Raw genomic sequence first — 13,123 nt, 5'->3', positions numbered from 1 at the left:
TTAACGGCAAATTTTTTAGTTTTAATGATAATTTTTATGCCTGCTGTTTGTTCTTACTTTGATAGATACTATTAAAAAGCAAGGCAAGAATGATTGCTACTAGTGAAGCCACAAATACTCCCTTTAAGGCACTGAACAATACCTGACGCAGCTGCGGAACCAAATTGGCTGCTAGCTCCTTGGCTTTAGCCGATGAAACAATTTTGTTCATCATTGCCTGATTTAATTGTGGGTGCTTGGCTAACTGTTTAGCAACCACCGTGTTAAAGGTAATACCAAAGATTGACATCATCATTGTTTGTCCTAAAAAGCGCATCAAAGTATTAAACGATGTGGCGACGCCCACATTACTTGGTTCAACTAAAACTTGCGCCTGTACTTGGGAAGCAGGAATTACGACACCAAAGGCAACGCCATTAATCCCAGCAATAACGTAATAAGTCCAGACGGGCGTAGTAATCGGTAAGATTAAGAGTACGCAATCTACTATTAAGATAATTGCTAATACCCCATAGAAAGTCTTCCGAACACCCCAACGTTTGAGCAGTCTGCCTACCAAAAATGAGCCAACAACCCAAAGAAGTGAGCAAGGAGTTACCGCAAAGCCTGCTACCGTGGCACTGACACCTTTAACTCCCTGCATCCAAGTCGGAAGATAGAATTCAAAGCCGGCAACAACACCACCAATTAATAATGTTGTCATGTTCATAGCCAGAAAGTGCCTTTAAGATCCAGTTTGACCTTTGTTTTAGCTCGTGATTCATTCATAAAGATGATTACCAAAATTAAGGCAAGAAGACCAATGGGTACGTTGATATAAAAGACCCAGTGCCAGGATAATTTTTGGATAACAAAACCACCTAAAAGCGGCGCAATAATGGATGCTACTAGCCAAAAACCGGAATTGAGTCCTAACATTTTAGCTCGTCTTTCTGGTTCATACATGTCAGCTAGGATAGTCATCGCAACAGGCTGAACAGCACCGGAGCCCAACCCTTGAATAACTCGAAATAAAATTAACTGAACCATGTTATGGGCTAAGCCACAAAGAGCTGAACCAACTATAAAAAGCGTTATTCCAAATAGAAAAATTGGTTTACGTCCAACACTGTCTGCCAATTTGCCAAAAATGGGTGTTGATACCGTTATCATGAACACAAAGATTGCAACAACCCAATTCATAATTTTTAAACCATTTAGACTTGAAACAATCGTGGGCATTGCTGTTGAGACAATTGTTCCTTCGATAGCAGTCATAAAGGTGGTCAAAAATACGGCAAGCGTTATGACCATTACATTAACTTTTTTCAAAATTCTTCCTCCTTAATCTCAATTTGTTGCTTAAAAATTGCCGATTTTAACTTAGTCTCCCGACTTTAAGTCAAAAAGCTGGCATGATTATCTGCTTATTTACTCCCACTTATTAATATACTAATCAGACCATTTCTATATTATTAATTGTCATCCCCTCTTTATTAGTTAATTCAAGCCATAATTCATTATCATTAATTATCATTTTTGATCACGTAAATATATCACAAAATATTACTATGATAAACACATTTTAATATTGCCATTAGGTCAAGTAAAAATTACTAGTAGAAGCTTTTTTGATAACTAATTGACTATTGTGAGTTATGTAACAGCAATAAATTAATATATAAACATATTTATAATCTTGAATTTATAAAATTTAGAAATCGTTTTCTTTAAATGCTATACGCTTACCGGTTTTTCTGCTATTATTTAGCCATATCAGATTATTTGTTAACGCCTATTTTTCTTATTATTAATCACTCTTTTAATGCTGGCTTTTTGTTTATTAATTATGTATTAATTCTTACTTTGTATCTATCAAAACAATACGTACAGCTAATTTTTGCAAAACAAAAAGGGAATCGAAATTCGATTCCCCAAAATTGTTAATCTTCAGTTTTAATACTTTAGGTTAATTTTCTTGTTTCTTTTTATAAATGCAGTTGAAAATAATTGATAGGACAATTGCTACAAGTGATACGGTATAGACTCCCTTAAGAGCACTAAACAGTACTTGACGCAATTGAGGAATCAAATTAGCTGCTAATTCTTTTGCTTTTTCTGCCGAAACTATTTTGTTCATCATTGATTGTGTTAGGTTTGGGTGTTTTGCTAGCTGACTGGCAACGATTGTATTAAAAGTAATACCATAAATCGATACCATCATCGTTTGTCCTAAATAACGCATTAACGTGTTAAATGAGGTTGCCACCCCAACATTATTTTGATCAACCAATACTTGTGAGCGAACTTGCGCAGCGGTCATAACAGAACCAAAGGCGAACCCATTCATTGTGGCAATAATACAGAATACCCAAAATGGCGTATGTACCGGTACGATTAAGAGCATGCAATCAGCAAGCAGCAGCAGCGTCAACATGCCGAAGAACGTTTTGCGCACGCCCCATCTACTGAGCATCCCGCCAATCAAAAATGAACCAATCACCCACATCACTGAACTTGGTGTAACCGCAAAACCAGCAATTGTAGCAGACGTACCTTTAATCCCCTGCATCCAAGTTGGAATATAGAATTCGAAACCAATCACAACGCCTGAAATAAACAGCGTAATCATGTTCACTGCCAAAAATTCTCTACCTTTAAGCATCGTCAAAGGCATTATTGGATCTTCAGCCCGCTTTTCTTCATGGTAAAACATCATTGCACTAAGAATAATTAAAGCTGCTAAAGCCAGTAAAATAATTGGACTAAGTGAACTTAATTCTTGCAAGGTAAACATTAAAGTTAGTAATAAAACTACTAGCCAAAATGTTCCCTTAACATCCAACTTGGTCTTCTTCTTCGCTTTTGGTTCACTTAAGAACACAACAACGAGTAAAAAGGCAATTAAACCAATTGGAACGTTAATGTAAAAGACCCAGTGCCATGAAAGGTTTTGGACAATAAAACCACCGAGTAATGGTGCGATTACCGATGCCACTCCCCAAAATCCGGAATTGAGTCCTAACATCTTAGTCCGTTTTTCCAAAGTATACATGTCGGCAATGATCGTCATTGCAACAGGCTGAACAGCACCAGAGCCTAGCCCCTGAATCACCCGAAATAGAATTAATTCTAGCATGTTATTGGCTTGTCCGCAAAGTGCAGAACCAATGACAAAAAGAGCAATCCCAAAAAGAAAGATTGGCTTACGGCCTATGCTATCAGCTAATTTGCCGTACAAAGGAGTGGAAACAGCTGTCATAAACAAAAAGATTGAGACAACCCAATTCATAATTTCTAATCCATTCAGATCAGAAACAATAGTCGGCATTGCAGTTGAAACGATTGTACCCTCAATGGCGGTCATAAACGTTGTCATAAAAATTGCAAGCGTAACTATTGGTACATTAGTCTTTTTCAAAATTACTGCTCCTTCAATTTACTTATTTTCCTTAACAAAATCCAAAAGTGCTTGAATTTTATCGGTTTTCTCCCATGGTAAATCGATATCAGTACGACCAAAATGACCGTATGCAGCCGTTTGCTCATAAATTGGGCGTCTTAAATCTAGCATTTTAATTATGCCGGCAGGACGCAAATCAAAGACGCTTCTAACCGCCTTAGTCAGCAATTCATCACTTACTTTGCCAGTATTTGCAGTATCAATCATGACAGATACGGGGTGAGCTACTCCAATAGCGTAAGCTAATTGGACTTCACACCGCTTAGCTAGACCAGCTGCAACAATGTTTTTAGCAACATAACGAGCAGCATAGCTGGCACTACGGTCGACTTTTGTCGGATCCTTACCTGAAAATGCGCCGCCACCATGACGAGCATAACCACCATAAGTATCAACAATAATCTTTCGCCCAGTAAGACCAGAGTCACCCTTAGGTCCGCCAATTACGAACCGACCAGAAGGATTAATCAAAAATCTGGTTTCTGCATCAAGATATTTGGCAGGAATAACTTTTTTAATTACTAAATCAATCATTGCTTGCCGAATATCTTCATTACTTACCTGGTCATCTGTTTGCGTCGAGATAACAACAGTATCAACCCTCTTAGGCTTATTGTTGTCATCATACTCTACAGTGACTTGCGCCTTCGCATCAGGTCTGAGCCAAGTCAAAGTGCCTTCTTTACGCAACTTTGCCACTTGGCGCATTAACCGGTGTGCCAAAGAAATTGGCAACGGCATTAATTCGGGTGTTTCGTCAATAGCAAAACCAAACATAAGCCCTTGATCACCAGCACCTATTTGGTCAAGCTGATCATTATCAGACTTATCTTCCCGCGTTTCGAGTGAGTGATCAACACCACCAGCAATGTCAGGAGATTGCTCGTCAATTCCAACTAAAACAGCGCAATTATTGCCGTCAAAGCCAAGCTCTGGCTTGTCATAGCCAATTCGCAAAACAGTCTTTCTGACAATACTCTGGATATCAACATAAGCACTAGTTGATATCTCACCAAATACATACACAATGCCAGTATTGACAATCGTCTCGCAGGCTACATGTGCATCCGGGTCTTGAGCAATAATTGCATCAAGAATCGCATCGGAAATTTGATCAGCAACCTTATCAGGATGCCCTTCAGAAACTGATTCTGAAGTAAATAAACGTTTTTCCATAATAGTCCCCCTTAATAGACGTTAGCTATTCGGTTACAAGGCATCTCCAAATCTTGGATCCTCTCAGGACTTGAACCGATAAATTATTCGTTCTTTTTGTAAAAAAAAGACTACCGTAGTTTCGGTAGTCCTAGAACGATGGAGGATACAGGGCTCGAACCTGTGACCTCCTGCTTGTAAGGCAGATGCTCTCCCAGCTGAGCTAATCCTCCAAAGTGACCCGTACGGGATTTGAACCCATGTTACCGCCGTGAAAGGGCGATGTCTTAACCACTTGACCAACGGGTCATGTTCTGAATCAAAGCACATTCAATAGTATACTAGATAAGCGCCAAAATGCAAGAAGAAAATGCCAAAAAATTACAACTTTTTCAAAAAAGCGCTTTTATCCTTGAAAAAGCAAAAAACTCAATGCCAATTTTGACATTGAGTTTATTTATTATTCTTTACTTTGTTGCTGCTGCAACAGAACTTGATCGTACTTTTTAATAAAAGGCCAATAAACAATTGCGGATAAAGCAATAATAACAAACTGCCATAATGCGGTCCGCCAGCCACCAATCAAGAATCCTGAAATGATTGGCGGTGTTGTCCAAGGAACCATCACGCCGGAAAACAATGGTAAAACACCAATTGCCATTAACCAGTAACTAAAAATCCCAACTAAAGTCGGAAAAAGAACAAATGGCACTAGCAGATACAAATTCATTACAATCGGTACCCCAAAAATAACCGGTTCGTTAATATTAAAAATATTAGGAAAAAGCGATAATTTGCCAAGCTCCTTTAAAGTAGACGATTTAGCAAAAAAAGTCATATAAATGACAAGTCCCATCACAATTCCAGCACCAGTCATACAAAGATAATTATCCCAAAATTGCTGCGTAAAAATATGGCCACCATTAGCAATGGTTAATTTCTTTCCTGTCGCTAAAATTGCCTGATTTGCAGACATATTTGACTGAAGAATAGGCGTCAGGATTGCACCACAAATGGCACCCCCATGCACTCCGCACCACCAAAGAAGAGACATTACAATTGTCATAATGACGACTCCGCCAAGAGAATCCGTTACTCCCTGCAGTGGAACTTGAATTGCCGAGTATATTAATTCTGCAAAACTTGTTTTTGCCAAAAAACTGAAACAAGCACAAATCGCACCCGCCACGATCAAAACTGCACCGGTCGGAATTAATGCCATAAAGGAACTTGCAACTGCAGGCGGTACTCCTGCCGGTAGTTTAATTCGCCAATTTTTTTTGATGCAAAAACTATAAATATAACCTGCTAAGAGCCCAATAATAATTGCGCAAATCATCCCTTGACCAGCAGTCCAGGTCTTAGAAATCACATTTGGAATAATCTGACCAGCTTTGGGCTTAATATCAGGTGGCAGTACCATAATAAATGCACTCAATGCAGCCAAACTGCCGGAAAAAGGAGAATCTATCTGCTCATTTTTAATATAGGTATACGCGATTCCAACGGTCGCAAAAATTGCCATTAAGGAAAACGATGATTGATAAATCTGATTAAAGATCGCAGCCCAACCACTTGCAGTAATCGCATTTGCAACTGCAGGAATTGGAATGTTTGCCAGTAACATAAAAAGTGAACCAACAATTAAAAACGGTAGGACAAACATCATCCCGTCTTTTAATGCCTTGATAATTTTGGTATTGCTAAATTTGATAACACTTGGGACGATTTTTTGATTAATATAATTACTCATCTTTATTTACCCCACTTGATCGTCTAAACAGTCACCGTTGGTCGAAATAACATGTTGATACCATTTAAAAGATTTTTTACGATAAAAGCCTGCTGCGCCTTTTTTCACTTGCTCTAAGTCAATATAGATAAAACCATAGCGCTTTTCAATTTCACCCGTAGAAGCGCTAATAATATCTATTGCAGCCCACGGTGTATAACCAATAACATTAACACCATCAATTTCAATGGCTTTGAGCATTTGGACTATGTGCTCTTGTAAATAATTAATTCGATAATCATCATTCACCGTTTCGTCCTTTAGTTCATCAAATGCACCTAAGCCATTCTCAACGATAAAAAGCGGCTTCTGGTATCTTTCATAAGCTAAATTCAAAATATAACGTAAGCCGACCGGATCAATGGCCCAATCCCATGCACTTTTAGGTACGTGTGGATTAGCTTTTTCAACATAAGTATTTTTTTCGTCATATTCAGCAATAGTTGATTTGTAATAGCTAAATCCCAAAAAATCGACTGTCCCCTTTTTTAAATTTTCTAAATCCTCATTTATGATGTCTAAATTTAAATTTTGTTTTTCCCAGTGCTTTAAAGTGTATTTTGGGTAAGTTCCCCTAATTTGAACATCGCTAAAAAAGAAACGTCGATCCATTGCCTTCAAACTAGCAATTTGATCTAATGGCTTACAACTGGCTGGATAAATTGGACCTAAATGCAACATACAGCCAATTTGATTTTGCGCATCAATTCTTTTACCTACTTGTACCGCTAATGCGCTGGCCACAAACTGGTAATGCACAATTTGATACATTGTCTGCTCAACATTTTCATTTTCACGGTAAACTACTCCTGCGCCAGTCCATGCGTTAAATGGATTATCTGTATCGATTAAATTGTTAATTTCGTTAAAGGTCATCCAATATTTTACTTTTCCGCGATAACGCTTAAAACAGACTTCGGCATACTTGAGAAAGAAGGAAATCATCTTCCGATTGCGCCAGCCACCATATTTTTTGGTTAAATAATACGGCATTTCAAAATGTGATAGCGTAACGACTGGCTGAATCTGATACTTTAAACATTCTGCGAAAACATCGTCGTAAAACTTTAACCCAGCTTCATTAGGCTTTTCTTCATCTCCTTTAGGAAAAATTCGCGACCAAGCAATACTAAGCCTAAAGCACTTAAAGCCCATCTCTGCAAAAAGCTTGATTTCAGCTTTGTAGTGATGATAAAAATCGATGCCCAAATGATTGGGATATTCCTTACCCGGTAAAATGCCAGCTGTAATTTCACGTGGCTTTTTAGCGCTCCCCTTTGTCATTACATCGGCTACGCTCAGACCTTTACCAGCAACATTCCAGGCGCCTTCATACTGATTAGCGGCAACTGCGCCGCCCCATAAAAAATTTTTGTCTAACAATTTTTATTTATCCTTATTCTGTTCAACCAATTCCGATAACTTCTGGATCTTGTCGTAATTATCAATCATTTTCATCGACATCAACACGTTGAACAAGTATTGAATTGATGTGACATACACAATATTACTAAGATCCATCGTATTTCTTGTTGTTTTAATGACCATCGTTTCGTCGCAAACTTGGCAAATTTTTCTTTTGACTGAATCACAGACTACAACCACGATGTAGTTTTCGCCTTTCAGTTGTTTGGCAATATCATACATATGAGAATTATTACCCGTATGGGTTAAAACAAAAGCAAGTGGTTTTGAGCCGCAGTTTTGAAAAATTTTTGCGTGCATTAAATTTAGCGAATTATATGCTTGGGCATCTACCCCAACCTCTTGAAAATTCCAACAAAACAATTGTGCCAATGGGTAATTCAAACCATCACCGTAAATTTCAATCCTTTGAGCTGCATTTACTAAGTGAGCCACTCTTTCTAATAATTCAGTATCAAAAAGATCCTTGGTATAAGACAAAGAATTTTGCTGAATAGTCGCAACTTTGGCTAAAACATCATTTGGTAGCTCTTTACCAGAAAATGAACTGCTTTTGAGATCATTCTCCAATTCAATAATCGTCGGCAGTTCCACTGCTAACTGATATTTGAATTCGGTAAAGCCGCTCATTCCGGCTTTTTGACAAAGACGAATCACGGTCGATGAACTAGAGTAACTGGCTTTAGCAATTTCGTGAACTGTCATTCCCAAAACCTTTTGAGGATTAGTGCTTACGTACTGTAAAACTTCCCGTTCTTGACTAGTTAATTGGTCATTATGCAACAAGTTGTCTAAAATCATAATTTTCCTTTCGGCGCCTAGATTAATTATTCATTTGACAAAATCATTATATCTTGCAATCGCTTTCTTATTCAACGTGATCATGGTTTTTGGCAGAATTATCCTATTTTTCTGCAATTTAGCAGCAAATTCTGGCATAAAAGTCCAAGAATGATTTTAAATAACAAAAAAAGCGAGAAACGCTATCGCTTCTCGCTTAAAAACTTTTTTAATTTAATGGAGGATACAGGGCTCGAACCTGTGACCTCCTGCTTGTAAGGCAGATGCTCTCCCAGCTGAGCTAATCCTCCAATTTGTCATCATCCAATGACTACTCTTAAAACTTTAGCATACAAAGGATAACTTGTCTATTATTTTTAGCAAATTAATTAACAAAAGCTAATTTTTAATCAAGTATTGACATAATAATCCTACCTAGAACTAATTACATCGTTTCTAAAATAGCTTATGCTAAGTCCTTCCATTAATGATTTTAATAATTAACCAGTAAAAAATTTATGGCAAATTCTTCCAAAGTCTATCTCTAAAACAAGATTTTCGGCTCGTCAGATTATTAGATAACAAAAAAGCGTAGCCAAGCTACGCTTTTAAATTATAATGGAGGATACAGGGCTCGAACCTGTGACCTCCTGCTTGTAAGGCAGATGCTCTCCCAGCTGAGCTAATCCTCCAACTTTGTATCATGAAATGATTACTTTTAAAAGTTTAGCACACAAAAGATAACTTGTCCATGCTTTTTCAAAATTTGGCTTTTCGGTTACTGTTAAAATCAAGCTGGCAGCTTTATTATCTAATAAGATGTAATCAGTCATCTACTAAGCTCTTTTTAACAATTTTGCAGGCGATTATTTAAATTATTAATAATTTAAATAAATAACATCAACAATTTAATAAAGATCTGAAAGCGTTTGTCACACAATGGTTTTTAACATAAAGTCATGACAAAATGTTTAAGCATTTTTCTCTTTTAAGTTGCTCATTAAATCCACAAGTGCTATAATTCTAGACGAGTTGACGTAATAGCGATATGTCAGCTTACATATATACTTTACTTTATAATTTCATGTTAATATATTAACTTTCTAAATAATTAACGTAATTGAATATTATTCTTATACAATTATGGTTAATAACATACAAAAAAAGCCTTCATCAGCTTTACACAGCTGAATGAAGGCTTTTTACTTTTCTTTAAAGCAAAGACAATTTAACTACTTAATTTGATAAATTTAATAATATTAAAAAGATAATTCTTACTTTTTAATTAATAAAAGAGACAGGTCATAACAACTAGCGAGAATTAAAATAGCACAAATGCCCGATTCCCAGTTACATAAACAGGCTTACCATGATATTTTTCTGCTAATTCAAAAAATCTTCCCTGACGACTTACAAAGCGATAAACCTTGTTAGTTGTTAATTGATATGCTTTTTTACTGTTGGCAGTTGGATGATAGAGTGCGTGTGTTAAGTAGTACAACCTTAACCCGACCACCAATATTGTCGTGTGTAGCAATCGGATTGGATTTAGTTATGCCGGCTCGGCCATCAACCCATTGGTTTTTACCGAGCTTAAGTGCACCGCCTTTTTCATCTAGGACTTTCCAGATTGTATTGTATTTTAATGATCTAATACTATTTTTTAAGTTCGCACTATCATACAAATTACAACCTTTCTGATTAGTCACAACAAATACACGTTCAATGTCCCATTTGGCTAACGGGTGAATTGATTCCTTCTTATTTACGTCTTTTTGCAAAGAAGTTAGATTAAGGCTAGTTTTTAACGGCAGCACATTAATGTTGCCGTCAACGTTTAGTCCCCTATAGTTGCTAGTGAATTGCCAGATGGCCACACCGTCCATGCTTGGGAAGTAAGCCATGTTGGCAGAGTTAACTGCTGCCATTGTCGGATAGCTTGCCACCCATAAGCACTTGCCGTATGCCTTGACGATGCTTCTGTAATCTACCTGGTTACGCATTGCCGATGCTCCAGAATAGAACAATGGCACATAACCGTTGCTTTTAATCACGGCCATTGCCGCTAAGATTGCTGAAGTGCTGCTCGAGACACCACAATAAATATTATTGCCACTACCATTTTCCCAATCGACAGCCAGGTATGTACCTTTGGGCAACCCCAGCTCAACTGCTTTCTTGCAAGCAAATTCGGCCTCAGTTTTAGCCTTGGGCCAATAATGCAGCAATGGCAGCTACTTTCTTTTCGGCTCTCGTTGTGTCATCATGAGTTGCCTGTTGGGTAACAATGTATTGTGCCACATCATAAAGCCTCTTATCTTATCGGCCACGGCAGTATTGTGCTGCCGTGTATAAAAATAGATAGCTACAATACCTACAGCAATCGGCACAATGTATGGTAATACTGCTTTTAGAATATTAGTAATTTAAGTCATTTTAATTCTCGCAAAAAAATAACGCCTATTAGCGCTTTCTCAATTCTTCTTCAAGTTTTTCAGTTTTTTCTTTCTGTTTGTAGTAATCTTTTTTAAACTCATCCCTTTCTGCTGTTAATTCTTTAATAATCGCCTCGTAATCTGCTTTGTTATATTTGTGGGTTACGGCAAGCACTGTACCAATTGTGCCAAACAAGCCAACCATTACTTGTAATAAATTGATTAAATCATGCAAGTGATCATCCCTTATCTCATATATGCTTTTCTTACAATCACGCAAAAAAATGTTAGTCAATAGTATGTGCAATTTTCATCTAACTATCACGAAAGGCAAGCTTAATTTTAGCCACCGCTAAGCTATAACAGCTTGACTCAATTACTACCTGGAAACTTTTGAAACCATTACTAAAAATTTTGGGTTCGTGATCTTTAACTGCTACATAGCGAAACTTAGACTTAGGCTACAAATCATAATTAGAAACCATTTGTCTAACTAAGTAAAAGGACATTCCTGTCTTTGCAACAATATCATGCAAATTAAAGCCTACTTTTATCAGACCAATTACAACTTTCTCATATATAGTCAAATCAATATTGTCATGGGCAGTAATGCCAATTTGCTCATGTATTTGATGCGAGATGGGACTGTTATCTGGAACTAAGTACAATGAGCCGTAATCAGCTTCGAGTTTATGGATTAGATAATATGTTATTTTCAATTCTCCTTTCACTGCAAATGTGTTATTAATTGCTCAAATAGTTACAATATTCATCATTCGTGATAAAATTTAACTATGACAAATAAAATAAAACTAATAATAAAGCTGTAGCGTCAATAAGCAGTTATAATATTTAGTTTTATTTTTAATTACTTAATTACTTGATGAAATCAATTATCAATCACTTTGATTAAAAAGTCAACTTTTTAATCATTTGCGATAATTTTACTTGATGGAAACATGAGGAAAACTGAAATGACTACTTTAGATCGAATTAAGGTAATTGCAAAAAAGAAAGGTTGGTCATCCTTGCAAAGTCTTGCGCTTAAAGCAGGAATTGGTGCCAACAGTATTTATCGCTGGGATAAGCAAACACCCAGTACAGCAAGTTTGAAAAAAGTGGCTAATGTCTTGCATGTCTCTGTTAATGATTTACTCGGTGAATCAAGTCCAACAGAAAAAACAGTCAAGCGAATTGACTTGGCTGACGACATTCCACTTGCTTATAATGGAAAAGCGGTTCCTGAAAAATATCTTGATATAATCCGTAACCTAATGGACTCTGATTTTAAAGAAGGCAAAAAAGGTGGAAAATTTAATTAAATACATGCTAAATTATGCATTTGACCATGGAATTAGTTACGCGTTATTAGACCAGATTGATCCTGATTATCCTTCAGTTTCTTTTACTGATATTGGTAGAATGGTTATTAATCTCAATTGGAAAAAGCAAAACGAAATACCTTTTATGATTGGTCATGAAATTGGCCATTTTGCCAACGGCGATAAGGGAACTTTTTACTATATTAATTTGAGTACACCGGTTGAACATCAGGCCGATTTATTTTCACTAAATCTAATCTACAAATATGCTTCAAAGCAGTTCTATACATTCGATGAGCCCGGACCTTTCATGCAGCAGTTCGCTATTCCCTATCGTCTAGAAGGAGCTACTTACAAGTTGTTTCAGAAAAATAACGATTTAATCTTCTAAAAACGCAAAAGGCAGTCAAGATAAACTTAACTGCCTTTTTCCTTTAATTAATTATATATTTTACCAATTAAAAAATAGTTACTAAAACTAAAATTAGTAACTATTTAACGTGTATTACGGAGTGTGAGAGATTTGAACTCTCGATACAGGATTAAAACCCGTATACATGATTTCCAATCATGCTCCTTAAGCCACTCGGACAACACTCCATAAAGCTCCGGCTGTCAGACTCGAACTGACGACATCTTGATTAACAGTCAAGCGCTCTACCAACTGAGCTAAGCCGGAATATTAAAAAAGCACGGCAGCTTCCTACCCTCGCAGGCAGTCTCCCACCAACTACTCTCGGCGTGAAGAAGCTTAACTGCTGTGTTCGGCATG

11 protein-coding genes, 6 tRNA genes, 1 pseudogene and 1 riboswitch are annotated in these 13,123 nt (G+C 37.0%); of the genes and pseudogenes, 2 read left to right on the top strand and 16 right to left on the bottom strand.

Going from position 1 to position 13,123, the window contains the following annotated elements; all coding sequences use genetic code 11:
* Positions 1-34: 34 nt before the first annotated feature.
* From J3U54_RS05320 to J3U54_RS05255, 14 genes and pseudogenes are all read right to left on the bottom strand, one after another.
* Positions 35-1,311 (bottom strand): annotated as a pseudogene (locus tag J3U54_RS05320) (MDR family MFS transporter).
* Between the two features lie 637 nt (positions 1,312-1,948).
* Positions 1,949-3,400, bottom strand: coding sequence for an MDR family MFS transporter (locus J3U54_RS05315; RefSeq protein WP_103751923.1), 1,452 nt, complete (start codon positions 3,398-3,400; stop codon positions 1,949-1,951).
* 18 nt (positions 3,401-3,418) lie between these two features.
* Positions 3,419-4,618 (bottom strand): methionine adenosyltransferase, encoded by a 1,200-nt coding sequence (gene metK, locus J3U54_RS05310; protein ID WP_103751924.1) that lies wholly within the window; start codon positions 4,616-4,618, stop codon positions 3,419-3,421.
* Positions 4,616-4,699: riboswitch (SMK box riboswitch) on the bottom strand. Its footprint overlaps the gene before it by 3 nt.
* A 58-nt stretch (positions 4,700-4,757) precedes the next feature.
* A tRNA-Val gene (locus J3U54_RS05305) sits at positions 4,758-4,830 on the bottom strand.
* Between the two features lie 4 nt (positions 4,831-4,834).
* A tRNA-Glu gene (locus tag J3U54_RS05300) sits at positions 4,835-4,906 on the bottom strand.
* Between the two features lie 151 nt (positions 4,907-5,057).
* Positions 5,058-6,350: a PTS sugar transporter subunit IIC gene (locus J3U54_RS05295; RefSeq protein ID WP_267385359.1), complete on the bottom strand. Its 1,293-nt coding sequence runs from the start codon at positions 6,348-6,350 to the stop codon at positions 5,058-5,060.
* A 6-nt stretch (positions 6,351-6,356) separates the two neighbouring features.
* Positions 6,357-7,772, bottom strand: coding sequence for a 6-phospho-beta-glucosidase (locus J3U54_RS05290; protein WP_267385358.1), 1,416 nt, complete (start codon positions 7,770-7,772; stop codon positions 6,357-6,359).
* 3 nt (positions 7,773-7,775) lie between these two features.
* On the bottom strand, positions 7,776-8,615 hold the full coding sequence (locus tag J3U54_RS05285; RefSeq protein WP_267385357.1) for a MurR/RpiR family transcriptional regulator: 840 nt from the start codon (positions 8,613-8,615) through the stop codon (positions 7,776-7,778).
* A 217-nt stretch (positions 8,616-8,832) separates the two neighbouring features.
* Positions 8,833-8,905, bottom strand: a tRNA-Val gene (locus J3U54_RS05280).
* A gap of 308 nt (positions 8,906-9,213) precedes the next feature.
* Positions 9,214-9,286: transfer RNA gene (locus J3U54_RS05275), tRNA-Val, on the bottom strand.
* Between the two features lie 9 nt (positions 9,287-9,295).
* On the bottom strand, positions 9,296-9,427 hold the full coding sequence (locus tag J3U54_RS05270) for a hypothetical protein (protein ID WP_267385356.1): 132 nt from the start codon (positions 9,425-9,427) through the stop codon (positions 9,296-9,298).
* Between the two features lie 621 nt (positions 9,428-10,048).
* Positions 10,049-10,822 (bottom strand): GH25 family lysozyme, encoded by a 774-nt coding sequence (locus tag J3U54_RS05265; protein ID WP_267385355.1) that lies wholly within the window; start codon positions 10,820-10,822, stop codon positions 10,049-10,051.
* A gap of 235 nt (positions 10,823-11,057) precedes the next feature.
* Positions 11,058-11,264 (bottom strand): hypothetical protein, encoded by a 207-nt coding sequence (locus tag J3U54_RS05260; protein WP_267385354.1) that lies wholly within the window; start codon positions 11,262-11,264, stop codon positions 11,058-11,060.
* Positions 11,265-11,490: 226 nt separating this feature from the next.
* Positions 11,491-11,748, bottom strand: a complete 258-nt coding sequence (locus tag J3U54_RS05255; RefSeq protein ID WP_267385353.1) for a hypothetical protein — start codon at positions 11,746-11,748, stop codon at positions 11,491-11,493.
* A gap of 255 nt (positions 11,749-12,003) precedes the next feature.
* Here J3U54_RS05255 and J3U54_RS05250 point away from each other — a divergent pair, with 255 nt between their 5' ends.
* Both J3U54_RS05250 and J3U54_RS05245 read left to right on the top strand, forming a co-directional pair.
* Entirely contained in the window at positions 12,004-12,351 is a 348-nt protein-coding gene (locus J3U54_RS05250) for a helix-turn-helix domain-containing protein (protein WP_103751928.1), read from the top strand.
* On the top strand, positions 12,335-12,742 hold the full coding sequence (locus J3U54_RS05245; RefSeq protein ID WP_220219969.1) for a M56 family metallopeptidase: 408 nt from the start codon (positions 12,335-12,337) through the stop codon (positions 12,740-12,742). The genes J3U54_RS05250 and J3U54_RS05245 overlap by 17 nt, the downstream gene beginning before the upstream one ends.
* 117 nt (positions 12,743-12,859) lie before the next feature.
* Here the strand turns inward: J3U54_RS05245 and J3U54_RS05240 are convergent.
* Both J3U54_RS05240 and J3U54_RS05235 read right to left on the bottom strand, forming a co-directional pair.
* Positions 12,860-12,951, bottom strand: a tRNA-Ser gene (locus J3U54_RS05240).
* A 6-nt stretch (positions 12,952-12,957) separates the two neighbouring features.
* Positions 12,958-13,030, bottom strand: a tRNA-Asn gene (locus tag J3U54_RS05235).
* Positions 13,031-13,123 lie beyond the last annotated feature (93 nt).

It is taken from the genome of Lactobacillus sp. B4007 (genome assembly GCF_026535895.1).
Lineage (GTDB): Bacteria > Bacillota > Bacilli > Lactobacillales > Lactobacillaceae > Lactobacillus > Lactobacillus panisapium.
Note: the sequence above shows the minus strand (reverse complement) of the source record. Positions and strands in the feature narration are given on the sequence as shown.